This is a genomic window from Bacteroides sp. CAG:189 (genome assembly GCF_000432295.1).
GTDB lineage: Bacteria > Bacteroidota > Bacteroidia > Bacteroidales > Bacteroidaceae > Bacteroides > Bacteroides salyersiae.
On sequence record NZ_HF991118.1, the window covers coordinates 43173 to 69269 of the forward strand.

A 26097-nucleotide genomic window follows, 5' to 3' on the forward strand; every position below is an offset into this window, starting at 1 on the left:
ATATGAAAAAGAAAAACACTTTACTATTATTACTGTTCATTTTATTGGGAAATAGCCTGGCTGTGTACGGGCAAAATGTGTTTACAACTGTGGTTTCTCCGCTTAAAAACGAAAGATGGTGGGGAGGAGTGGTTGCTTTAGGACACCAGATGCCATTCGGACAGCAGCTGGCATTACAGGATTTAGCCCGTAACAATCGTAATAACCAGCTTGTCCCTTGCATGATTTCTTCTGCCGGACGATATATATGGGCGGAAAATCCTTTCCGTTTTGAAATGAAAAACGGAGATCTTATCGTTTATTCGGATAGTGAAAAACTGGAACCTGTATCTGCCGGAACGACTTTGAAAGAGGCTCAATTAGCTGTTGCCAAAAAGCACTTTCCCTCTTCAGGGCAAATACCGAAAGAGGAATTTTTCTCATTGCCACAATACAACACTTGGATAGAACTGATGTATGATCAGAATCAACGGGATATTATGCAATATGCCCATAAGGTAGTGGAGAATGGCTTTCCGCAAGGGGTATTTATGATTGATGATAACTGGCAGAGGTATTACGGTAATTTCGATTTTAAACCGGAGAAATTTCCGGATCCGAAAGGGATGACGGATGAGCTGCACCGGATGGGATTTAAAGTGATGTTATGGATAGCGCCTTATGTATCGGCAGATAGTCCGGAATTTCGGATATTGGAAAAGAAAGGGTATCTCTTGAAGAAGAAGGATACGGGGCAGCCTGCCATTATCCATTGGTGGAATGGCTTCAGTGCCTGCTATGACACTACTAATCCGGAAGCTATGGAGTATCTGAAACAGCAACTTCGTGCCAATCAGGAGAAATACGGAATAGACGGTTTTAAATTCGATGGTGCGGATATCAGTTATATGACGCCCGGAGAATATGATTTTTATGATAAGGATGCCACTCCTAATACCTTTATGGAAAAATGGGCAGCGTTAGGTTTGAGTTTTCCTTACAATGAATTGCGGGCATGCTGGAAGCTTGGAGGTCAGGCGTTGGTTCAGCGTTTGGGTGATAAGGATTACTCATGGAATGCTACACGAATGTTAATACCGGATATGTTGGCTGCCGGTTTGCTGGGGTATTATTATACATGTCCCGATATGATTGGGGGCGGGCAGTACAGTGCTTTCCTCAATGTAAAAGAGTTTGATGAAGAACTGATTGTACGTTCTTGCCAGGTACATGCGTTAATGCCTATGATGCAATTTTCTGTAGCTCCTTGGAGGATTTTAAGTAAAGGGAATGCTGATATTTGTGCACATTATGCCCATTTGCATCAGAAAATGAGCGGGTATATTCTGGAGTTGGCCAAACGCGCAGCGGAAACGGGTGAGCCGATTGTTCGCTCCATGGAGTATGAGTATCCCCATCAGGGCTTTACGGACTGTAAAGATCAATACATGTTGGGGGATAAGTATCTGGTAGCTCCTATGGTGACTCCCGGAGTAAAACGTACGGTGAAGCTGCCCAAAGGTAAATGGAAAGATGAGAGAGGGCAGATTTTTAAAGGTCCGAAAGTAATTGACACGGATGTTCCTCTGAACCGTTTACCTTATTATGAGAAGATAAAATAAAACTAAAAAAGAGACGAAAGGAAGAATTACCCTTTCGCCTCTTGATACATAAATCGCTTGATACTTTTCTTTGCTGTTTTTTCAAATTCCTCGAAGTGAATTTTGACTTTGGTTATCTGGCTGTACGATGGTAGCTGAAGATTTAACTCGATACGGTTGTTTTCCATCGCTTTTTCAATGTCCGGTTGTTGCAGGCCATTGGCAAAAGCTTCATCAAAGTCCGGATATATCAGTGCCACTAACTTATCGTTTTGTAACACGATCAATGATTCTGAGACATACAGCATGTTATTCAGCTTGCTCTCTATCTCTTCGGGATAGATATTGTGCCCACTGGAGTTTAGTAGCAGATTTTTGCTACGACCGCGTATCGTAACATAACCTTGATTGTCCATTGTACCCAGATCTCCGGTATGCAACCACCCGTCTTTATCTATGATTTGAGCGGTAGCTTCGGGATTTTTATAATAACCCAACATGAGATTGGTTCCCCTGCAAATAATCTCACCGGCATGCGTGTTTGGATCGGGAGAATCTATTTTTACTTCCATGCGGCTGGCTGCTTTTCCACAGGAGGCTTTCTTTAAATCTTGCCAGTGGCTTGAGCAAATGATAGGCCCGCATTCTGTCATTCCATAAGCGATGGTATAAGGAAATCCTATTTTTTTCAGGAAAGCTTCTATTTCTGCATTGAAGGGGGCACCTCCGATAATAATATCATTGAAATTACCACCGAATATCTCCATAGCTTCCTGCCGTGCCCTTGATTTTAGCTTGTCATTAAGAATGGGAACACGCAAAAGTAGCTTGCCGATTTTATTGTCAAGTTTGGGCAATACGTCTTTTTTAATGATCTTTTCTACAATTAACGGTACGCATGAAATCAATTTCGGCCTGATTTCGGCAAAAGATTGCGCTATGATTTTAGGGGAGGGCATCCGGGTGAGAAAATAGAGATGCGCTCCTGCTGAGAAACCATAAAGAAAGTCATACGTCATACCGAATACGTGTCCTAATGGGAGCATCGATACGACCGTATCTCCTGTTTTTAAAGGACGCATTTCATAACAGTAGGTGATATTGGACCACATACTGCGGGCGGGTAACATAACTCCTTTGGAATAACCGGTCGTACCGGAAGTATAATTGATGATTACCAATTCTTCCGGGGCGCTTTTACGATAGGAAATGTGCTCCGGACGGAAGTTTTTCGGATAACGGCGACCGTATATTTCGTTTCGGTGTTCGAATGCATAAGTCAACTTGTCGCAACGGGATACGAGTGCTGAAAAGTCTGTTAGAGAGGCAATGCCTTTTAATAACGGCATGGCATCTTCATTCAGATTCTCCCAAGCCTGATCACCGACAAAAAGCAATTTAGCTTCCGAGTGGTTGACAATATTATGTATATTATCGGCTTTGAATTCGTGAAGAATAGGGACGATTACTGCTCCATAAGTAACGGTAGCTAAAAAGGCAACGGCCCAATGTGCACTGTTACGTCCGCAGACGGCTATCTTATCGCCGGGTTGAATACCTGCACTTTCAAGTACTATGTGAAACTTTGCTATCTTACGGGCAACATCCTTGTATTGAAGGGTGATTCCTTTGTAATCCGTCAAGGCACTTAAGTCCCAGTTTTTTATAATACTCTGCTCAATAAAGTCTATGAACCCTTGTTGTTGTTCCATTACGTTTTTGCACATTTATTTTAAAACTGCGCAAAATTAATATATCATTAACATAAACTACATTCTCTCGAAAAGTTTTACGGTTAATTAACGAGAGAATAGAAATAGCGAAAAAAAGAACATTTGTACTTGATTTTAGACAAAAAAAGTGATTGGTTTAGTCGGGTTATGTACAAAAAATATATATTTGTATCCGAATATATTGTTAAACTCAAAACAAGAGTAATGTTGAATGCTATGAGAACATTTTTTGTATTTTTTTCTGTCGGTTTATTGGGATTTTTATTTTCTGTAGATATCTGTGCTGCCGATCGTGTATATAATGTTTCCGATTTTGGCTTGAAAGCCAATGTAAAAAAAGATGCTTCGCCCGTATTGCGGAAAGTATTGGACAGAATCAGAAAGGATTACCGGGAAGGCGATAAAATTGTACTTCAGTTTCCTGCGGGACAGTATCATTTTTATGAGAAAAATGCTACCATTCGTGAATATTACATTTCCAATCACGATCAAACTAACCCGAAGAAGGTAGGAATTGCTATTGAAGAAATGAGGGATTTCACTCTTGACGGACAAGGCTCTGAATTTATTTTTCATGGGCGGATGCTTCCGATTTCTCTTTTACGCTCGGAGAACTGTGTATTGAAAAACTTTAGTATCGATTTTGAAAATCCGCATATAACGCAGATACAGATTATAGATAATTCTCCGGAGAATGGAACAACGTATGAGGTAGCTCCATGGGTGGATTATCGGGTCAGTAAGGATTCTGTGTTTGAGACATTGGGAGACGGCTGGATGTTACGGCCTTCCAGTGGCATTGCTTTTGAAGCTAAAAGCCGCCATATCGTTTATAATACCAGTGATTTGCATTATCCCAATAAAGAGGTGGTTCAAGTGGCACCGCGTCGTTTAAATATAAAGAGCTGGAAAGACACTCGTCTCGTGCCCGGAACGGTTATTGCCTTGCGGACCTATTTCCGGCCTGCACCCGGAATATTTCTTTCTCATGATACAGATACCCGATTATTGAATGTGAAAGTGCATTATGCCGAAGGGATGGGATTATTGGCACAATTGTGTGAAAATATAACGTTGGATGGGTTTAGTGTTTGCCTGAAAGGGAATGACGATCCCCGTTATTTTACTACTCAAGCCGATGCTACTCACTTCTCGGGCTGTAAAGGAAAAATAATTTCAAGAAACGGATTGTATGAAGGGATGATGGATGATGCGATCAATGTACACGGCACTTATCTGAAAGTGGTAAAGCGGGTGGATGACCGTACTTTGATAGGACGCTATATGCACGACCAAGCTTGGGGATTCGAATGGGGAAGAACCGGAGATGAAGTGCAGTTTATCCGTTCATCGACAATGGAACTTATTGGTGAACAGAATAACATTACAGATATTCGTCCCTACGACAAAGAGGATATTCAAGGAGCACGTGAATTTAGTATAACGTTTCGTGACCCTGTCGATCCGGCTATTAATGAAGAAAGTGGCTTTGGTATAGAGAACCTGACTTGGACACCGGAAGTTGTGTTTGCTGATAATGTGGTTCGTAATAACCGTGCACGGGGTGCGTTGTTCAGTACTCCCAGGAAGACGGTTGCAGAAAATAATTTATTTGACCATACATCCGGAACGGCTATATTGCTGTGTGGAGATTGTAACGGTTGGTATGAGACGGGAGCTTGCCGGAATGTGATTATCCGTAAAAATCGTTTTGTCAATGCATTGACAAATATGTTCCAGTTTACCAATGCTGTAATTTCCATTTATCCGGAGATACCGGACTTGAAATCACAGCAAAAATATTTTCATGGTGGTACTGAGGGAGGCATTGTGATTGAAGAGAATGAATTCGATACATTTGATGCTCCTATTCTTTATGCGAAATCAGTGGACGGACTTATATTCCGTAATAACACGATCCGATTAAATACAGAGTATAAACCGTTTCATTGGAACAAAAGCCGTTTCCTTCTGGAACGGGTTACAAATGCACAGATAGAGTAAATAATGTGCCAATTGGTCAATGTGCCAATATGCCAATTGGAGAATGTATTAATCAAATAATGTATTAATTAAATAATATGCCAATAAATAATGTGCCAATTACTGTGCGGAATGATAGCGCAGCTAATTGGCACATTGGCATATTAGCACATTGTCACATTATTATTCTTTTTTTTCCGAGATAAGCAGCAACTTATCATTGACATGGAGTTTAAGACTTCCGTTAGGTATCAGGAACTCATCACCGCGTTTCACAATCATGACGAGGGTGCCTTTGGGAAGGTTCATCTCTTTCAGTGTATCGGCTTTTTCAATCATTTCTTGTGTTACTGTGATATCCCGGAGATCGGAATTAATTTCTTCGGGCAATTCTACGCCAAAATCATTTCCGGTTTTCTCAAGTGGAGTAGAGAGATTGAGTAAGCGGGCTACGTAAGAAACTGTGGTACCTTGTACGACCAATGAAACAATGGTGATAAAGAATACGATGTTGAATATGACGTTGGAACCTTCTACATTGGCTACTACCGGATAAGTGGCGAAGATGATGGGGACCGCTCCACGCAATCCGACCCACGAAACGAATAATCGTGATTTAAATGTTATTTTCCGGAAAGGAAGCAGACAGAGGAATACGCTGAGCGGACGACCGATAACAATCATGAATATACCGATAAGAAGCGCCACACAGGCAATCTCAAGCATTTCGTGGGGATTGACGAGCAGGCCGAGCATAAGGAACATGATAATTTGGAAAAGCCAGGTTAATCCGTCCATGAAAGTAGCAATCTCCTTGCGATACATGATTTTGTTGTTACCTACCATAATACCGGCAATGTATACGGCCAGATATCCGTTTCCGTGCAGACGGTCGGTGATGGCAAACGTGAAAAACACAAATGAGAGCAGTAGGATGGGATAGAGTGCCTGATTGTCGACGTTTATTTTATTCAGGATTAATATGGCCAGCTTGCCTAATCCGTATCCGGCCGCAGCACCTACCAGGAACTGTACGGCAAATGAACCGAGTATGGCACCTGCTCCCATGCCCGAAGACTGAAGAAATTGTATGAGAACGATAGTGAGCATGTATGCCATCGGGTCATTACTACCACTTTCCAGCTCAAGCATAGGACGAAGACTGTACTTCAAATTCATCTTTTGTGAACGGAGAATGGCAAAGACGGAAGCGGAATCTGTAGATGACATTGTAGAAGCCAATAGTAGCGAAGTGGTAAGTGGGAGATAGATATTACTCCAACTCATACCGGAAATCCACCATATAAACAGTCCTGTAAATAAGGCGGTTAACAGCACACCGACAGTGGATAATACAATACCGGGAGTAAGTATGGGACGTATTTCGGTAAATTTGGTATCCATACCTCCCGAGAAAAGGATAATACTTAATGCTACCATACCGATAAACTGTGCTGTTTGGGCGCTGTGAAACTGGAAACCAAGCCCATCACTTCCGAATGCCATACCGACAACGAGGAATAATAACAATGCGGGTACTCCGAAACGATATCCGGTTTTTCCAACAACAATACTAACGAAAAGTAAGATAGAACCTACAAGTAGGATATTTTCTGCAGTGAATAACATTGGCTATGTATTATAAAAGTTATAAATTAGTCTTTGGGGGTTCACTCTGCGAAGTTACACAATTTAGATAACAAATGAAAGTACGTTTTGGATGTATTTCATCTAAAAAAAGATTGCGCAGATGCTGTTTCCATTGGATACGGGAATAGCAATCTGCGCATATTTGTATAATCTGTATGGCTTTTTCTTACATGACCGGAATCAGCTCAGGAACTTCATAATATCTTCATCTGCAGTGCTGATTGTGGCAATTCCAAAATTTTCGACCAGTACTTTTCTAACATTTGGCGAAAGGAAAGCCGGTAAGGTAGGACCAAGGTGTATATTCTTTACGCCCAAAGACAATAAAGCAAGTAATACGATAACTGCTTTCTGTTCATACCAGGCAATATTGTATATGATGGGCAAGTCATTAATGTCTTTCAAGCCGAATACCTCTTTCAATTTCATTGCAATGACTGCCAGTGAATAACTGTCATTGCATTGTCCTGCATCCAATACACGGGGAATGCCGTTGATATCTCCTAAAGGCAGTTTGTTGTAGCGGTATTTGGCGCAGCCTGCCGTAAGAATAACCGTGTCTTTAGGTAATTTTTCTGCAAATTCCGTATAATATTCGCGGTTCTTCATGCGTCCGTCACATCCGGCCATGACGAAGAACTTCCGGATAGCTCCACTCTTAACGGCTTCTACCACTTGATCTGCCAGTGCAATGACTTGTGCATGAGCAAAACCACCTACAATTTTACCACTTTCTATTGCTACGGGCGGTTGACAACGTTTGGCATGTTCGATGATGGCAGAGAAATCTTTTTGACTCCCTTTTTCGGGTTCGGGAATGTAAGTAGCACCTTCCAGGCCACAAGCACCGGTGATGTAGATACGATCTTTGTAACTGGCGTCCGGACGGGGAGGAACAATACAATTACTGGTAAACAGTATAGGGCCGTTGAAACTTTCAAATTCTTCTTTTTGCTTCCACCAGGCGTTACCATAATTACCGATCAGATGTTTGTACTTTTTAAGTTGGGGATAGTAATGTGCCGGAAGCATTTCACTGTGAGTATAAATATCGATACCTTTACCTTCGCTTTGTTGCAGCAATTCTTCGAGATCTTTTAAATCGTGTCCACTGATAAGAATACCCGGATTTTCACCTACTCCGATATTTACTTCTGAAATCTCCGGATTGCCGTAAGTTTCTGTATTGGCTGCATCTAATTGTGCCATTGCAGAAACCCCGTATCGTCCGGTTTCAAGTACAAGACTGATTAGCTGATCGACCGTAATGTCATCGCGTGTCAGTTCAGCAAGTGCCTGTTGCATGAATGCGAATATCTCCGGTGATTCGTGTCCCAGATTATAAGCATGTTCTACGTATGCAGCCATCCCTTTTATACCATAATGTACTAATTCTTTTAGAGAACGAATATCTTCATCCGGTGTACGGAGTACTCCGACCGTTTTGGCTTTCTCCTCAAATTCTTCTTCACTGCCGTTCCAGGTACATTCATCGGGAGCATTCTCGATAGTAACTTCCTGCGAAAGCTTATGTTTCAGTGTTAAGCCTTCTTTAATTTTACGGATGATGGCAACTTTATCGAAATTAGCATTGGTAATGGTGATAAAGAGTGCGTCAAAAATAAAGCGGTCCGCTTCGTCGGAAGGGCGTTTCTCCCAACGTAATTTTTGATTGTATACGGCGATTCCCCGCACAACAAAGAGCAGAAGGTCTTGAAGATTAGCGACTTCGGACGTTTTTCCACAGACCCCTTTTAGCGTACAGCCGGTGCCTTTTGCCGTTTCTTGGCATTGATAACAGAACATACTCATAATTTTTACGTATTTATAGGTTATTAATTGAACGCAAAAGTAGAGGAATGGTTTGAGGCGGTTCTGTAACCAATGTTACAACTCGTGATTTTTTTATTTTATTTTGTTTAAGTTTCTATGTTTGTAAAGTGATTCAGCTTTATAAGAAAGCATAAGCTTGTTTAAATTTTGCTCGGCATTATTTTGAGAGTTCTTTTTGAGGATGTTTTTCTGCTTTTAAGAGGGGGGGGGTAGCGGGCTATCTGACGAGTGAAAAAATAGGGAAACAGACCGAAAATATACTCAAAATAAGCAGATAAAACCTTAAGGAGAAAATTAAACTGGCTCTAAATATGAAAGGAAATATTCTGGTTTTACAGTTTTAGATGAGAATATGTGTTGTTCAGGATATTCCTGTGCAAGAGGTGTCTATTGAATCAACCGGATTAGTTCCTGCTTACGGAGGATGGTTATCTGTTTGCGGTCAACCGTAATTAACCGGTCTTCTTGCATATGAGCCAGTTCTCGTGCCAGTGAAGGGCGTGATACTCCGAAATAATCGCTTAGCTGTTGTTGAGAACGATCGAGGGTAATTTGTTCGCTTTGTTGTTGTCCGGACAGACGAAGCAGATATGAAGCTAACTTTTGTCGGATCGTTTTAAAAGACATGAAGAAGAGTTTGTCTGAAAGAGTATGGGCATAGTTGGCAGATAGATTCATGTAGTTTTCCAGAAATCTCTCGTTTTTTCTGAACAACATTAATACACTCGTTTTGGGTATTTCGATTACTTCGGTTGCTTCGTTGGCCGTGACTTCGACCGGATAACGGTTTTCGTTTCCAAAAAGGAAAAGCGGAGCGATAGCTCTTGGGGCGGTAATGTCTTCAACTTTAATCAAACGTCCGGAATCGTCGATCATTTCTCCGCGTACACTTCCTTTAGTAAGGATGACAAGGCGGTTACAGATATCTCCTTGCCGGGCAAGAATGTCTCCTTTCCGGTAAACCTTAGTATGGTAATTAACATCCTTGAGATTATCGGAAAGTACTTCGGCAGAAATACCACTGAATAGCGGATTGTTGATAAGTGATGTCATGAGTTATATGATTTAATAATGTACAAATAGAACAGTTGGCAGATCTTTTTTGTTTGAATACCGTTTTGATTGAGTTCTATTTGAACTTCAATACGAATTTTGTCTCCTTCCCCGGGAATAGAGTGATGTTTCCTCCGGACAGACGCATGATTTGTCTTGATATGCTAAGACCGATTCCGCTTCCTCCTTCTTTGGTAGTGAAGAAAGGGATGAATATATGTTCGGCTACTTCCGGCGGAATGACAGGGCCATTATTTCTGATTTCTATCATAATCTCTTCCGATTCATTGCAGTAAGCGTGAATGGAGATGCATCCATCGGGCTGATTGCCTATTGCTTGTATTGCGTTTTTTAGCAAATTGATGACAACCTGAGAAATTAGATTTTCATCGGCATATAAGATCAGATCGGCCGGTGAAATATTTATTTGGAACGTTATGTTTCCATCCGGATTTTGATGTTTACCCAGTTCCACCATTCGTTCGATAAAGGCTTTGACATAAAATAAAGAAGGTTCCGGAGACGGGATACGGGTGAAACGACGGTAGGATTCTACAAAAGAGAGCAGTCCTTTTCCGGTGGCACTGATTGTTTGCAGCCCGTTGCGTATCTCTTCGTCTTTTGTATTGGAGAGGGAGAGTAGCGTATCACTGAGTGATGTGATCGGAGTAACGGAATTCATGATTTCATGAGTCAGTACGCGGGTCAGTCTGATCCAGGAGTCGATTTCCTTTTCATCCAATTCGGTATGTATATCGTTGAGAGCCAGAATACGAAGATGTTCTTTCCTTACTGTTATATCCGATACACGGATGGACAGGTTGATCGTTTCCCGTTCATTGGTGAAAGTAGTTTGAAGCTTATCTCCGGCCTGGCAAGAAGAGATAAGCTCCATAAGGCCGGTATCGATGCGGCTGAGTTGTCGTATATGTGTGAATATATTGAGTCCGAGTAAATGGAGAGCTTCATTGTTTTTTTGATAAACGGCACCACTGTCACTGAGAACCAGCAATCCGGTATTGACACAATTAAGTATAAGTTCGTAATATTTTTCTTGCTGGGCCGTTTCTGCTTTTACATTGTATAGCATATGACCTACCCGGTTGAGGGCATGATTTATTTGCCGGTTTTCTATTGTATCCTGGTCTTCGGGAAAGTGGAAAGCGTTGTCGTTGTTTTCGAGTGCGTTGATCATGAAGAGTACTTGGCGGGTATGATGTCGGTAGAGACGTAATTGCCACCAGATGCTGATGACCAATGCACCTATGCTCAGCCCCATCCAGAAAAAGTTTCCATTCACTCCGAATAAAGTTGCGGTTACACTCAGGCAGATACTCAGCAGGAGGCGAAACCAATATCGGTTTACTAATAATTTGGATATGGAGTTCATAGACCGAACTTTTTCATTTTGTTGTATAAGGTTTGCCGGGTGATACCTAACTGTGTGGCTACGGCAGAAAGATTTCCATTACATTTTTCAAGAGCTTTTTGAATCATTCTCATTTCCATTTCTTCAAGAGTCGATGCGGCGGTATCGGGCATTTCTGTACGGCGGGGAAGCTGGAATAACTCTGCGGGAATGAGGGTTCCGTCATTAATGATGACTGCTTTTTCAATGGCATGTTCCAATTCACGGATATTCCCGTACCAAGGATGGGCAATCAGCTTTTCTTTGGCTGACGGGCTAAGGTTGATCGGTGCTTTATCATACTGTTTGCAAAAACGGGTAATGAAACGTTCGGCCAGAGGTACGATATCTTCTTTCCGTTCGCGTAAAGGGGGAATCTCGACATGAATGGTATTGATACGGTAGAGTAGGTCTTCACGGAATTCGTTCCGGTCTACCATTTCCTGAAGGTTGCGGTTGGTAGCACAGATAAGGCGTATGTTTATCGGCAGTGGTTCATTGCTTCCTACACGAACGATACTTCGTCGTTGGATGGCGGTCAGTAGTTTGGCTTGCAGATGATAGGGGAGATTTCCTATCTCATCCAGAAAGAGGGTGCTGCGGTTGGCTGCTTCGAATTTTCCTATCCGGTCGGCATGGGCATCGGTGAAGGAGCCTTTCACATGGCCGAATAGCTCGCTTTCGAATAAAGATTCCGTGATGGCTCCCATATCGACTGCTACCATTTCTGCTTGTTTTCGGGAAGACAGAGCATGTATTTCTCTTGCCAGCATTTCTTTTCCTGTACCGTTTTCACCTGTAATGAGTATATTGGCATCGGTGATGGCTACTTTCTCGATAAGTTGGCGAAGTTGTTGCATGGCGTTACTTGCCCCCCAATACATGGAAGAACCGGATGTTTTTTCTTCATTTGTACTCTTCTTCTTTCTATTTTTGGTATGGGTAACGGCAGTCTGCAATGTTTCGACAAGTTTTTGGTTATCCCAGGGTTTTACGATAAAATCCGTAGCTCCCTCTTTGATGCCCCGTACGGCAAGATCGATATCGGCATATGCAGTGAAAAGTACGACAGGGAGAGCAGGGCGTAGTTTTTTAATTTCGTGCAACCAGAAAAGACCTTCATTGCCATTATTGATACCGGAAGTAAAATTCATATCGAGAAGAACCACTTCCGGTACTTCTTCGCGTAGCACTGCCGGCAGGGTAACGGGAGAAGCGAGTGTGATGACTTTTGTGAAATAGTTTTTGAGGAGTAGCTGGACAGCTGTCAGTACCCCTTTATTGTCATCGACAATAAGAATAGTTCCCTGTTTGTTCATAAGTTTGGAAGTTAATACGGGAACAAAGATAATAATAATTAGTGATAAGTGATTAGTGCCGGCCGCTAATCACCAATCACTACTCCTCGTCACTAAAAGAGTTGAAGTTTCAACCCGAAGGAAAGGCTTAGATAGTCTCTTGGTCGGAGGTAACGGTTGGTAACGGCGCTTATCAGGTATAAGTCGCAGGTACTTAGCTCGTAAAATACGGTGATTGCTTTTGCTGTATGTCGTTGTTTAGGGTCGATGTCATAAGTTAATCGTTGTCCTAAGAAAATATGCGAACGTATCTTACTGGAGAAATTATAATACCCTTTCGGATATCTGTCCGGTTCGCGAACCCAAAACTCATTGCCGAATACGGTATTGAAATAGAGACCGCAGGTTAGTGGTTCGGTGGAGAAACCTTTTCCTAAATGTAAACTCCATGGCAGGTAGTTTTGTTTTAATGTCATGGTAGCTTTGGCGCGTTTGGAGTCATATTTAGGAACGAAACCGAAGAAAATATCTGTTTCCCATTGGTTCTTTTTTCCGTAATCCCATCCGGTGCCGAAAGAAAGCAATCCCATATTTCCGGCAAACTGGATTTTGGTATGTGTCGGAATCAGTTTCTCCCAGTTTCTGCGATAACGGTGAACGCGTTTGTCATATTTGCTGTTTAGTTCGGCCGGTGCTTGTTGGGCGGAAACTTCAGGGCTGAACCATATAAGCATCAGTCCTGCACAGAGAGCATATTTAAAAATAGACCACTTCATAGGTATAGTTATCGGGGGTTATGGTAAATAGTAGGTAACTGCGGCGTTTCATGCAGTCGCTTCCGTAATAGATGATGCCGTCTTCAAAAAGATCGTCTGCAGTAGATCTATGGTCGTGCGCATTGATGCAGAATTGAAGTCCGGGATATTGGGTAATGTAGCGTTGGAATACTTTGGATACATTATTGTTGAATACATCCGATCCCGGACGGCCATGCATGGCTACAACTGTCTTCTCAAATTCATCCTGCCGCTCTGTCCATTGTTTCTCGATAAAGTTAAAATCCGGGATGGGTTCGGAATAGTCAAATTCCAGTGCATTGGTATTCAAACAGACGAATTTTACATTTCCTGCAATGAAAGCGAAATTGGTCGGTCCGAATACTTTCATGTAAGTGTCTTTACCGGTTCCCAAGCAATCGTGATTACCCAACAGAACGACATAGGGTACTTTCAGACCGTTCATAATGTCTCGTTGCCACAAGAACTCATCAGTAAGGCCGAAGTCACTTACATCTCCTCCGTGAAGTACAAAATCGATATCTCCCATTTCATTGATGGAGTTTATGCACTTTTCCGTTTCATCATACCAACGTTGCGAATCTCCCATAGCAACGAACCGGATGGTAGTTTTGCCTTTACAGTTGGCTTCTATTTTTTCAATGTTTTTGGCATTGATATCCGTTTCTCCTTTGATACGTACATCATAGGGATGGTAATCTATTATATCGCATCCGGAAAACAGGAACAGACAAGCCAGAAAGGCATTCATATTCTTTCTTTTCATAATCTACTTCGTTTATTTATTGAAAACTTTCGGCAAAGGTATAGTTTTCAAACGTATGGGCAATGTTCTTTTTTTCCGATTCAGAGTTATAGAACAATATTGCAGAAGTATTGTCTAATAATTAGACGGGTGTTGTCTAATTATTAGACACTCTGCTAAAGTCTACGATTTTATATCTTTTTGAAAATGAGAAAGTTCCTGTTTCTGGCATGTTTTCTGCTTTAAAGCAAGCAATGGAATATAAACAATTAATATGATTTCTTTAAGATTAACTGGCTTCATGTATAAGCCGGTGGAGGAGGGACGTTGTGAAACGTTTCTTCTCTATTTCTAAAAAAGAACAATTAACTTTGTAAGATATATGAGACAATTTTATTATGTGATTCAAACGTTGCTCTTTGATTATTCTGTCAAGTGTGGTTACCGAAGCATGGAATATTGCCAATCGAGCTCCTGTAAATAGTATAAAAAGTGAATAATAAAAACCTATAAATAAAAAAACAGTATGATACAAATTGAAAACATTAGTAAGGTGTTCCGTACTTCTGAAGTAGAAACGGTTGCATTGAATCATGTGAATCTGGATATAAAAGAGGGAGAGTTTGTTGCCATCATGGGGCCTTCGGGCTGTGGTAAGTCTACTTTATTAAATATTCTCGGATTGCTGGATAATCCCACCGAAGGTTCTTATAAACTGATGGGGGAAGAAGTGGCCGGATTAAAAGAAAAAGAGCGTACCCGTGTACGCAAGGGCAAATTGGGTTTTGTATTCCAGAGCTTCAATTTGATCGATGAACTTAACGTGTACGAAAATGTAGAGTTACCACTGACTTATTTAGGCATCAAGGCCACCGAACGCCGCCGTATGGTAGAGGATATGCTGAAACGCATGAACATCAGCCATCGTGCCAAACATTTTCCGCAGCAACTTTCCGGTGGACAGCAGCAACGTGTAGCTATTGCCCGTGCGGTGGTTACCAATCCCAAGCTGATTTTGGCCGATGAGCCTACAGGTAATCTTGACTCGAAAAATGGTGCCGAAGTAATGAATCTGCTGACGGAGCTCAACAAAGAAGGTACGACTATCATCATGGTGACACACTCCCAACATGATGCTTCGTTTGCCCATCGCACGGTTCATCTTTTTGATGGTAGTGTCGTGGCAAGTGTAACCATTTAAATTGTAAGATATTATGAGACAAATTTATTATAGTATACGGACATTACTGCGTGAGCGCGGTTCCAATCTTATAAGAGTGATCTCACTTTCGTTGGGGCTGACCATCGGTATTCTACTCTTTTCACAGATCGTTTTTGAACTGAGTTATGAGAATTGTTACCCGGAGGCAGAACGGTTGGCAATGGTACGTGCCCAGATAACCAATCTTAGCACAGGGGAGATAATGGGCGATGATGGTACCAACTATGACTATACGGTCTTTGCACCGACAGCTAACGCGGTAGCCGAAAGTATGCCTGAGGAGGTGGAGTATGCAAGTTGTGTTCTTCCGGAAAGAGAGTATAATATTTATTATGAAGAGAAGTTGCTGTCGGATGTGGATTATATCTATGTGGATAGTTGTTTTTTTCAAGTTTTCGGTATCCCCTTGCTGAAAGGGAATCTGAAGGATTTGATTATTCCCGGAAGTGTTTTTGTTTCTGAGCGTTTTGCCCGTGAAACTTTTGCAGATGAAGATCCTGTCGGTAAAATACTCTCTGCCGACAAACAGAATACTTTTACGATTCGCGGTGTATACAAAGATGTACCGGAAAATACGATGCTGACCCACGATTTCGTAGTATCTATCTATAATAATAAGGGAGGATATCAGGCAGGGAATGGTTGGAATGGAAATGATGTATTCTATACTTTTCTGCGTTTACGCCGTGATTCGGATATGGATAAAGTAAATGACAACATCCAGCGTGTGATAGAAAAATACACCGAGACTACCATTGACGACTGGAAAATGGATTACAGTATTATTCCGCTTGTGAAGCGTCATTTAGATTCCCCTGATGTGCAAAAGCGTTTGGTCATCTATGGCTTTTTGGGCTTTGCCATCTTCTTTGTTGCCATCATGAACTATATGCTTATTTCTATTGCCACCTTAAGCCGGCGTGCAAAGAGTGTGGGTGTACATAAATGTAGCGGTGCCAGTTCAACGAATATCTTCAGTATGTTTTTGGCCGAGACGGGAATTCTTGTAATACTTTCCGTGTTATTAAGTTTTCTTCTGATTTTTAATGCCCGGGAAATGATCGAAGATTTACTTTCCGTACGTCTTTCTTCCCTTTTCACTTGGGGAACGCTATGGGTACCCTTACTGACTATCCTTGTTCTTTTCGTACTGGCAGGCGGGATTCCGGGACGTTTGTTCTCACGTATTCCCGTTACACAAGTGTTTCGCCGTTATACCGACGGGAAGAAGGGATGGAAACGTTCGTTGCTATTCGTACAGTTCACCGGGGTGTCTTTTGTACTTGGCCTGTTGCTGGTTACACTATTGCAGTACGGGCATCTGATGAATCGCGATATGGGAATCGATGTAACCGGGTTGACCGAAGCGGAGAGCTGGCTTCCGAAAGAAAGAGTAGAGCATATAAAGGATGAGTTGAGACGACAGCCGATGGTGGAAGGAGTAACTGTGGCTACTCATAGTGTACTTGGGCAGTATTGGACACGAGGATTGATGAGTAATGACGGTAAACGTCTTGCCACGCTTAATTTTAATTACTGCCACTACAATTATCCCGAAGTAATGGGTATCAAGATTATAGAGGGGACTCCTATGAAGAAAGGGGGAGATTTGCTGGTCAATGAAGAACTTGTACGCCTGATGAGATGGACAGATGGCGCTGTGGGAAAAAGAGTAAACAATGTAGCGGGAACGGTAGTCGGTGTATTCCGTGATATCCGTAACGAGAGTTTTTATGCCGCTCAGTCACCCATTATCCTGATAGGTACTGAGGAACAGGCTAACCATACATTTGATGTCCGTTTGAAAGAACCGTTTGATGAGAATTTAAAACGCTTGAATGAGTATATGGAGAAAACTTTTCCCGATGTATCCTTGCATTTCATGTCGGTAGATCATATGGTAAAAGACCTATATAAAGATGTATACCGTTTCCGTAATTCTGTCTGGATAACTTCTTGTTTCATTCTGCTTATCGTGATTATGGGATTAATAGGTTATGTGAACGATGAGACTCAACGCAGAAGCAAGGAAATAGCCATTCGTAAAGTCAATGGGGCGGAAGCCTTCCATGTGTTGCGCTTGTTGACACGTGATATCTTATATGTTTCCGTTCTCTCCATTCTAATCGGTACGGCTGTTTCTTATTTTGCCGGACGAGCTTGGCTCGATCAGTTTGCTGAACAAATAGAATTGAATCCGTTACTTTTTATAGGTACAGCCTTGTTCATTCAATTATTGATTATCGTTTGTGTGGTGCTCAAAGCCTGGCATATTGCCAATGAGAATCCGGTGAACAGTATTAAAAATGAATAAGTGGTGATAAGTGATTAGTAGTGATAATTTTATGCGACACCTTTATTATACCATTCGGATTCTGTTGCGAGGACGCGGGAATAATATTATAAAATTGGTGTCCCTCACATTGGGATTGTTGATAGGGGTTCTGCTTTTTTCTCAGATTGCCTATGAGCTGAATTATGAGAATTTCTACAAGGAGCCGGACAACGTGGTGTTATTGCGTAACCGGTATATTAAAAACAATATACCCGATAATGGATATGACTATACTGTATTTTATCCTGCTGCTGCCGACCTTTGGGAAGCATTACCCGAACTTGTGGAAAGCGCAACTGCGGGCTTGAATTTCTTTCAACCGGAGCTTTACATTGGTGACAAAAAGTTAGAGGATGTAGCCATTATGTATGTCGATACCCTCTTTTTCCACACACTTGGCTTAGAAGTTCTAAAGGGGAATCCACGTGAGTTGGGACAGCCTGGATCTGCTTTTTTATCTGCGAGTAAGGCGCGTGAGCTTTTCGGTGACGAGGATCCCTTGGGGAAAACGTTTTCGATACTTAGAAATAAGGAGATTACGGTACGCGGAATTTATCAGGATATACCCGGAAATACCGTCTTTCCGCATAATATTGCCATCTCTATGCTCACATTGGAAGAACTTGGATTTGGGCGTGGCACTTGGGGGCGCAATGACATGTATTACATCTTTTTCCGTTTAAAACACCCGGGGGATGTGAAGGTTATGAACGGACAAATACAGAAAGCGGTGGAGAAGTATAAGAGTACGCGGCAGGGATCGGATACCACCGTCGAATACAACGTGATTCCCTTGCCGGACATCCATCTCAGTATGCCCGGAAGCATTCGCCTATTGGTGATATTGGGAACATTGGGGTTCTCTATATTCTTTGTTTCGATCATGAATTATGTGTTGGCGGCTGTTGCCTCTTTGGGCCACCGGGCAAAGGCGGTAGGTATCCACAAATGCTGTGGTGCTAATGATGCACGGGTGTTGGAGATGTTTTTATGGGAGACTGCCCTATTTGTCTTTACCTCTGCATTGCTATGCCTGCTTTTGATGTACAACTTCCGTGAAGGAATAGAAGACTTGCTGAGTGTTCGTTTGCCGGACCTGTTTGTATGGCAGAATCTTTGGGTACCCGGATTGACGGTATTGCTGCTTTTCTTTGTAGCGGGCGTTTTGCCGGGACGAATGTTTGCCCACATTCCTGTGACGCAAATCTTCCGCCGCTATGCCGATGCTAAACGTACATGGAAACGCGGATTGCTGTTTGTGCAATTTGTGGGTGTATCGTTTATTTTTGGTATGTTGCTCACTACTATCTGGCAATATCATGACCTGACTACCCGCCATCTTGGCTTCGATACGGAGAGGTTGGTAACAGGAAAGTATAGAACCGAAGATTTGCAGGGAATAGAAGATGCAATCCGTCGGCAGCCGTATGTAGAATCGGTAGTACGTTCTTCCGAATCGCTATTGTCACATTATGGCACAACAAGGCTGCTGGATACGAAAGGAAATTTCATCTGCCCGCTGCATTTCCAAAGATATTCCAAAGGTTTCCCGCAGGCGGTGGGTATAAAATTGGTAGAGGGGAACTGGCCGTCGCATAAAGGAGAAGCTGTGATAGGCCGCAAGGTAGTGGAAATAATGAAATGGGAAGACAAAGCCTTAGGGCAGCGTTTACCCGTCGAACCGGGATGGGTGGGGCTCGACAGCCAGCCTACGGTGGTCGGTGTCATTGAGGATATACGTAATATGGGTTTCTTTTTAGGGCAAACCTGTACGGCTTTTATATATAATGACCAACATAATTTTGCTTATAACGTGCGCTTGAAGGAACCGATGGACGAGAATCTGATACGGCTGAATACTTTTATTAAAGAAACGTATCCGATGTCTACGTTGGAATTCACTTCTTATTCTACCATCCAAAGTATGAACTATAAAGATGTATACCGTTTCCGGAATGTCGTTTGGATTACTTCTTGTTGCATCCTTTTTATCGTTCTCATGGGGTTAATAGGTTATGTAAATAATGAAACGGTGCGCCGTAGTAAAGAAATTGCTATTCGTAAAGTGAATGGTGCCGCTGCATTTTCCATTTTGTATTTATTGACTATAGATATATTAAAAGTTGCCGTCGGTGCGGTTGTTATAGGCATCGCCTTTTCTTGGTACGTATCCGGGGTATGGTTGGAACAGTTTGCGGATAGTAAGTTACTTTCGCCTTTATGGTTCATAGCGTTAGGTATCGGTGTGCTGTTACTTATTATACTTTGTGTGGTGCTCAGAGCCTGGCATATTGCCAATGAGAATCCGGTGAACAGTATTAAAAATGAATAAGTAGTGATAAGTGATTAGCCGGAATGGTGATTAGTGATAGGTGATTAGTGCCATGCAGCATCACAGCGCAGCCGGCTAATCACTGGTCACTACTCACTATTTTTTGAACCTTTTCTTCTTTTTGTTTGTTAATCTTCATATAAATTGTATTTTAGCGACAGTTATCAATTTCTACACGCTTTGATATATGAAGAATACACTTATGAATGTCTGGAACTTCTATCTTGAAGGCTTTCGCAGTATGACTCTCGGTCGTACGCTATGGCTTATTATTATAGTGAAACTATTTATTATGTTCTTCATACTCAAGATCTTCTTCTTCCCTAATTATTTGGGACATCTTTCCACGGATAAAGAAAAGAGCGAATATGTAGGAGACGAACTCATCCGGCGGGCTATTCCTCCTTCGGATTGAACGGTTGTGTCATTTCTGTACCTTTCCTACTGATTTTTAACAACTAACTACAAAATAATATGATTGAAAGTATTGACACCTCATTGATTGATTGGTCGAGAGCCCAATTTGCAATGACCGCCATGTACCATTGGATTTTTGTTCCGCTCACTCTCGGATTGGCAGTAGTGATGGGTATCATGGAAACGCTGTATTACAAAACGGGTAAGGAATTCTGGAAGAATACCGCTAAGTTTTGGATGAAACTTTTTGGTATAAACTTTGCCGTCGGAGTAGCTACCGGTTTGATACTCGAGTTTGAATTCGGAACCAACTGGAGCAATTATTCTTGGTTTGTAGGCGACATTTTCGGTGCCCCGCTTGCAATCGAAGGAATCCTTGCTTTCTTTATGGAAGCCACATTCATTGCTGTCATGTTCTTTGGATGGGAAAAGGTAAGCAAACGTTTTCATCTTGCTTCTACCTGGCTTACCGGATTGGGAGCTACGATTTCTGCTTGGTGGATTCTTGTTGCCAATGCCTGGATGCAAAATCCGGTAGGCATGGAGTTCAATCCGGATAGTGTCCGCAATGAGATGGTAGATTTTTGGGCGGTGGCCTTTTCTCCGGTAGCGGTCAATAAGTTTTTTCATACGGTATTGAGCGGTTGGGTATTAGGAGCTATTTTTGTGGTAGGTGTCAGTTGTTGGTTTCTTTTGAAGAAGCGTGATACGAAATTTGCCATGTCGAGCATTAAGATCGGTGCAATCTTTGGATTGGTTGCTTCTTTACTCTCTTTATGGACAGGAGACGGTTCCGGTTATCAGATTGCACAGACGCAACCGATGAAATTGGCGGCCGTGGAAGGCTATTATGAAGGACAAGAGGGGGCAGGGCTGGTGGCTGTTGGTATGCTGAATCCCGAAAAGAAATCGTATGACGATGGAGTGGATCCTTTTCTTTTCCGTATCGAAGTTCCCAAATTACTTTCCTTATTGGCAGAGCGTGAGATGAATGCTTTTGTGCCCGGTATCAACAATATCATAGAGGGAGGTTATGTGCAGAAAGACGGTACGATCGCCCTTTCTGCAACTGAAAAGATAGAGCGGGGACGGACTGCCATTGCCGCACTGGACGCCTATAAAGCTGCCAAAGCGGTGGGCAATGAAGCGGATGCAAAGGTTGCCTATTCCGTGTTGATGGAAAATGTACCGTATTTTGGTTATGGATATATTAAGGATGTACACGAATTGATACCCAATGTCCCTCTCAATTTTTATGCTTTCCGTGTGATGGTGATGTTGGGAGGATATTTCATCCTGTTTTTTATAGTTGTTCTTTTCTTTGTATACAAGAAGGATTTATCTAAAATGCGTTGGATGCAATATATTGCCCTTTGGACGATTCCGTTGGGGTATATCGCCGGACAGGCCGGTTGGGTTGTAGCTGAATGCGGACGCCAGCCTTGGGCTATTCGCGATATGTTGCCAACCTCGGCTGCGATCTCTAAATTGGATGTCGGGTCTGTGCAAGCTACTTTCTTTATCTTTGTGATACTTTTTACTGTCATGCTGATTGCCGAGATAGGGATTATGCTACGTGAGATAAAGAAAGGCCCGAAGGTTTCTGAAGACGATTCCAGTTACTAAGTTCTAACTATTAAATTCTAACTGCTAAAAGTATGAGTACATATATATTTCTTCAACATTATTGGTGGCTGATAGTTTCTCTGTTAGGAGCCATACTTGTGTTCCTGTTGTTTGTGCAGGGTGGTAATTCCTTGCTTTTCTGTTTGGGAAAGACAGAAAAACATCGTAAGATGATGGTTAACTCCACCGGTCGCAAGTGGGAGTTTACGTTTACTACACTGGTGACGTTCGGTGGCGCTTTCTTTGCTTCGTTTCCTCTGTTTTACAGTACGAGTTTCGGCGGTGCATATTGGCTTTGGATGATTATCCTATTCAGCTTTGTATTGCAGGCGGTCAGTTATGAGTTTCAGAGTAAGGCCGGCAATTTGTTGGGTAAAAAGACATATCAGGTGTTTTTGGTAATCAATGGAGTGGTAGGACCGTTATTGTTGGGTGGCGCCGTAGCTACTTTCTTTACCGGTTCTGATTTCTATATCAACAAGGCGAACATGGGGAATGCAATTATGCCTGTCATCAGCCAATGGGGTAATGGATGGCACGGGCTGGATGCATTGATTAATCCGTGGAATGTTATTCTTGGACTGGCTGTATTTTTCTTGGCACGTATTCTGGGTGCACTTTATTTTATCAATAATATTGCCGATGAGGAGCTGGTGGCAAAATGCCGTCGTTCTATATATGGAAATACAGCGCTTTTTCTTATCTTTTTCTTGGCATTCGTTATCCGCACATTGCTCGCTGACGGTTATGCGGTGAATCCGGACACGAAAGAGGTGTATATGGAGCCGTATAAGTATTTGACGAACTTTTTGGAGATGCCTGTTGTTTTAGGGATTTTTCTGTTAGGAGTGGTGTTGGTACTGTTCGGTATTTTGCGTACCCTTTTGAAGAAGGGTTTTGATAAAGGAATATGGTTTGCCGGGATCGGTACGATTCTTACCGTGCTTGCTTTACTGCTTACGGCCGGATATAATAACACTGCTTATTATCCATCGTTTACTGATATCCAGAGTTCGCTGACGTTGAGCAACAGTTGTTCCAGCCAGTTTACTCTCAAGACAATGGCGTATGTGTCTATTCTCGTGCCTTTTGTCATTGCTTATATATTTTATGCATGGCGTAGTATTGATAAGAAGAAGATCGATGCCGAAGAGATGGACGAAGGCGGTCACGCTTACTAAATAGGTGAGTTGATTATGAAAAGACGGATAAGCAATGTACTAAGTTGCTTATCCGTCTTTTTCTGTTGTAATTTATCCTTTAGTAAAAGGTCTGTGTAAATATAAGGATGAAATACTTATTATTTTGCCACATTATTTACCGGTTTTCCTGCTATATAGGCTTTCAGGTTTTCTTGCATAATTCCCATCAACCGTTCACGGGCAGCAGTAGTAGCCCAGGCAATGTGCGGGGTGATGTAGCAATTACGTGCCGTAAGCAACGGATTATCCGCACGTGGTGGTTCAGTAGACAATACGTCTACTCCGGCAGCATAAATCTGGTTGTTATTAAGTGCATCGGCGAGATCTTGTTCATTGACCAACGGCCCGCGTCCTGTGTTAATAAGTATAGCGGTCGGTTTCATCAAAGCCAGTCTGCGGGCATTTACCAATTCCCGTGTCTGCTCCGTCAGTGGACAATGTAGGCTCACAATGTCGCATTCATGGAATATCTGGTCGAGTTCCATCTTTTTTATTTCCGGCGGCAGTTGCAAACGCGACTTGGAAGTATAAGCCCATACTTTCATACCGAAGCCGATAGCGATGCGGGCGGTGTTATAGCCTGTCTGTCCCAAACCGATGAGGCCGATCTTTTTTCCAAGCAATTCGATGAGCGGAGTATCCCAAAAACAGAAGTCCGCATTATTCGTCCACCGGCCTTTGCGTACCTCCTCAGAATGATGCTGCACTTGCTGGGTGATATTCAGGATATGGGCGAATACCATTTGTCCCACGGAGGGGGTACTGTATGCCGGGATATTGGTAACGACAATTCCGCGTTCGCGGGCTGCGTTGATGTCTATGATGTTATATCCGGTAGCCAGTACTCCGATATATTTCAAATCGGGTAGGGCTGCCATCTGTTCTGCGGTGATTACTACTTTGTTTGTAAGGATCGCTTCTGCACCGGCAGCACGTTCCAATACTTCTTCGGGAGCAGTGCGGTCGTAAATCGTGCATTCGCCCAACGTTTTCAGACCTTCCCAGGATAAATCACCGGGATTGGCGGCATAACCGTCTAATACTACAATTTTCATATTCGTTCGTTTAATGGTTATTATTCGAGTCGGTTTATATTTTATTCCGGACAGAATGGATCATTCTGAACCATTATTTTATCCATTTTTGTTGTGCGTCCGGTAGTTCGGTCCATTCCTTCTGTACATAGTTCTGGCTACTATCCGTTACAATCAGTACGTGATCGTTTCCACTATTGTAACCGCTATGGTGCTGAAATTCATGTATGCCGTTGTCAAACGTTCCGATGTATTCCAATTTGCCGTCTTTGGCTGTATACCACCATGCGGATTTTCGGGTTCCACTGATTTTACGGAGGTCGATTTGCATCGGTCGTCCGGTATAATTGTATACCAGCAGATAGTCGTCTCCACGTGTAGCTATGGCACGATCGTAACGTTCTCCGTTTGTGCCGGCGATGATCGTTTGATCTGGTACACGTATAAAGAACGGAAAAGTAAGCATAAGGTTCTTCAAATATTTCATTTGATTGAAGCCGGGATCATTCATAGCCTCCTGCCAAGGCTTCTTTGCGCCATATGCGCCGGTTACCCCCGGTTTAAGAAACTGCATGATGGAATTATTACCGTAAGTATGCCCGAAAGAGCCGGCGAAAACCGACCAATAAGCGTAACGCCGTACGTCATGATCTTTCCATCTCAACTCGTTTTCGTCATGCAGGCCATGAGGGATTTCTTCGTAGATCGGTTCTCCGTCGATGACGGGCTTCAGAGGAGTTATTGCGAGACAACGTTCTGCATAGCGCCAGTTATCTTCTTCCGTATTTTCTTCAATGGGATACTCTTTATCTCCCAAACGCTGTCCGTAACGGCGGTGTCCGCTCTGAAACATATTGAAGTCCATCCAGGAAGTATCAGCGAACCATTCTGCAGAAGTCATTCTGCCTCGCGGATGAAACGTCATAAGGTGTTTCTTATCAATTGATTTCAGCGTAGTGGCCAAAGCCTCCCATTCCTCTCTTTTTACATCGCCACGGATATCTCCTCCAATAATCCAGATGATATTCGGTTCGTCCTTGTACCGTTCAGATAGGAATTTTCCGTAAGCCTGTGCCTCTTTTACCGACATCTTTCCGGCTTTAACAGGCCCTCCCCAGATGCATACCATACCGATATAAATTCCTTTTCGGGCAGCCGTGCGGATTATGTAGTCCATGTGATCCCAATATCCGTAAACGCCCTCTCGGTTGATGTTCGCAAAATTAAAACCGTCGGGTAGGGAATATTGCCCGTAGATGTTCATGGACGGAACATCATTCATGGTTTGTACTTGTACCACGTTATATCCGCGACGTTGGCATTGATCCAGATAGTATTCAACTTCATCGCGGTTCAATCGTTCGGGGAGTAGCCAGCCGGTATCGCCCAGCCAGAAGAAAGGGGTACCGTTCCGATGTTTCAGGTATCGTCCTTCTTCAGAAACCAAAAGTTCTCCATTGCTCCAGGGAATGTAGTTTTTTTGTTTCTTGTTTTGTGCAAAGGCAGATGATGTTATGCTCAGAAACGATAGGAGCAGGGCAAACAGCCGGATAATTCTCATGGTGTTTTTAGTATTTTTTTCAGTTCGGGATATTTTTTATTTATTCTCTTTGTATCGGTCACCCCACAACTGTTGCATCCGTTCGGCATGTTTCTGTTCTGCCGGATTATGTTGCGGTTGCCAGATACGTTTGTTTTTCAGTTCATCGGGCAGGAATTGCTGTTTCACGAAATTGCCTTCGTAGCTATGCGCATACTTGTATTCTTGTCCGTATCCTAATTGCTTCATCAGTTTGGTCGGTGCATTGCGCAGATGCAGGGGGACGGGCAGGCTACCGGTTTCGCGTAC

At 42.6% G+C, this 26097-nt stretch carries 18 protein-coding genes and 1 pseudogene; 8 read left to right on the forward strand and 11 right to left on the reverse strand.

What is annotated here, in order from left to right:
* The first annotated feature begins 2 nt into the window (after nt 1-2).
* Nucleotides 3-1601 (forward strand): glycoside hydrolase family 31 protein, encoded by a 1599-nt coding sequence (locus QVP90_RS16515; protein WP_007480760.1) that lies wholly within the window; start codon nt 3-5, stop codon nt 1599-1601.
* A 26-nt stretch (nt 1602-1627) separates the two neighbouring features.
* Here QVP90_RS16515 and QVP90_RS16520 read toward each other — a convergent pair whose 3' ends face one another.
* Nucleotides 1628-3292 (reverse strand): long-chain fatty acid--CoA ligase, encoded by a 1665-nt coding sequence (locus QVP90_RS16520; RefSeq protein WP_005932357.1) that lies wholly within the window; start codon nt 3290-3292, stop codon nt 1628-1630.
* A 237-nt stretch (nt 3293-3529) separates the two neighbouring features.
* On the opposite strand from QVP90_RS16520, the gene QVP90_RS16525 reads away from it, so the two are divergent.
* Nucleotides 3530-5317, forward strand: coding sequence for an alpha-1,3-galactosidase-related protein (locus tag QVP90_RS16525; RefSeq protein WP_021937036.1), 1788 nt, complete (start codon nt 3530-3532; stop codon nt 5315-5317).
* 162 nt (nt 5318-5479) lie between these two features.
* Here QVP90_RS16525 and QVP90_RS16530 read toward each other — a convergent pair whose 3' ends face one another.
* The 7 genes from QVP90_RS16530 to QVP90_RS16560 all read right to left on the reverse strand — a co-directional run bounded on the left by QVP90_RS16530 (nt 5480) and on the right by QVP90_RS16560 (nt 14101).
* Nucleotides 5480-6925 carry a potassium/proton antiporter gene (locus QVP90_RS16530; RefSeq protein WP_005932350.1) on the reverse strand — a complete coding sequence of 482 codons (1446 nt, stop codon included), beginning with the start codon at nt 6923-6925 and terminating at the stop codon, nt 5480-5482.
* A 201-nt stretch (nt 6926-7126) separates the two neighbouring features.
* Nucleotides 7127-8758, reverse strand: coding sequence for a hydroxylamine reductase (gene hcp / locus QVP90_RS16535; protein ID WP_044094000.1), 1632 nt, complete (start codon nt 8756-8758; stop codon nt 7127-7129).
* Nucleotides 8759-9166: 408 nt separating this feature from the next.
* The gene (locus QVP90_RS16540; RefSeq protein ID WP_005932347.1) at nt 9167-9832 is read right to left on the reverse strand and encodes a Crp/Fnr family transcriptional regulator; all 666 of its coding nucleotides are present in this window, start codon (nt 9830-9832) and stop codon (nt 9167-9169) included.
* A gap of 76 nt (nt 9833-9908) precedes the next feature.
* Entirely contained in the window at nt 9909-11222 is a 1314-nt protein-coding gene (locus tag QVP90_RS16545) for a sensor histidine kinase (protein ID WP_021937037.1), read from the reverse strand.
* Entirely contained in the window at nt 11219-12559 is a 1341-nt protein-coding gene (locus QVP90_RS16550) for a sigma-54-dependent transcriptional regulator (RefSeq protein ID WP_005932341.1), read from the reverse strand. Before QVP90_RS16550 ends, QVP90_RS16545 begins: the two co-directional genes overlap by 4 nt.
* 92 nt (nt 12560-12651) lie before the next feature.
* The gene (locus QVP90_RS16555; protein ID WP_224204039.1) at nt 12652-13272 is read right to left on the reverse strand and encodes a hypothetical protein; all 621 of its coding nucleotides are present in this window, start codon (nt 13270-13272) and stop codon (nt 12652-12654) included.
* A 22-nt stretch (nt 13273-13294) separates the two neighbouring features.
* Nucleotides 13295-14101 (reverse strand): metallophosphoesterase family protein, encoded by an 807-nt coding sequence (locus tag QVP90_RS16560; RefSeq protein WP_021937038.1) that lies wholly within the window; start codon nt 14099-14101, stop codon nt 13295-13297.
* Between the two features lie 505 nt (nt 14102-14606).
* Here QVP90_RS16560 and QVP90_RS16565 point away from each other — a divergent pair.
* The 6 genes from QVP90_RS16565 to cydB all read left to right on the forward strand — a co-directional run bounded on the left by QVP90_RS16565 (nt 14607) and on the right by cydB (nt 23193).
* Nucleotides 14607-15281, forward strand: a complete 675-nt coding sequence (locus QVP90_RS16565) for an ABC transporter ATP-binding protein (protein WP_021937039.1) — start codon at nt 14607-14609, stop codon at nt 15279-15281.
* 13 nt (nt 15282-15294) lie between these two features.
* Nucleotides 15295-17616 (forward strand): ABC transporter permease, encoded by a 2322-nt coding sequence (locus tag QVP90_RS16570; protein WP_021937040.1) that lies wholly within the window; start codon nt 15295-15297, stop codon nt 17614-17616.
* 31 nt (nt 17617-17647) lie between these two features.
* Entirely contained in the window at nt 17648-19969 is a 2322-nt protein-coding gene (locus tag QVP90_RS16575; protein ID WP_021937041.1) for an ABC transporter permease, read from the forward strand.
* A 187-nt stretch (nt 19970-20156) separates the two neighbouring features.
* Complete coding sequence (locus QVP90_RS16580) at nt 20157-20384, forward strand: DUF4492 domain-containing protein (protein ID WP_021937042.1); 228 nt, start codon at nt 20157-20159, stop codon at nt 20382-20384.
* Between the two features lie 59 nt (nt 20385-20443).
* Nucleotides 20444-22012, forward strand: coding sequence for a cytochrome ubiquinol oxidase subunit I (locus tag QVP90_RS16585; protein ID WP_021937043.1), 1569 nt, complete (start codon nt 20444-20446; stop codon nt 22010-22012).
* A gap of 32 nt (nt 22013-22044) precedes the next feature.
* Nucleotides 22045-23193 (forward strand): cytochrome d ubiquinol oxidase subunit II, encoded by a 1149-nt coding sequence (gene cydB / locus QVP90_RS16590; RefSeq protein ID WP_005932319.1) that lies wholly within the window; start codon nt 22045-22047, stop codon nt 23191-23193.
* A gap of 119 nt (nt 23194-23312) precedes the next feature.
* On the opposite strand, the gene QVP90_RS16595 is transcribed toward cydB, so the two are convergent.
* The 3 genes and pseudogenes from QVP90_RS16595 to QVP90_RS16605 all read right to left on the reverse strand — a co-directional run.
* The gene (locus tag QVP90_RS16595) at nt 23313-24269 is read right to left on the reverse strand and encodes a D-2-hydroxyacid dehydrogenase (RefSeq protein ID WP_005932318.1); all 957 of its coding nucleotides are present in this window, start codon (nt 24267-24269) and stop codon (nt 23313-23315) included.
* Nucleotides 24270-24342: 73 nt separating this feature from the next.
* Nucleotides 24343-25809, reverse strand: coding sequence for a glycoside hydrolase family 140 protein (locus QVP90_RS16600; protein ID WP_021937044.1), 1467 nt, complete (start codon nt 25807-25809; stop codon nt 24343-24345).
* Nucleotides 25810-25845: 36 nt separating this feature from the next.
* Nucleotides 25846-26097: pseudogene (locus tag QVP90_RS16605) on the reverse strand (replication-associated recombination protein A); the annotation flags it as partial.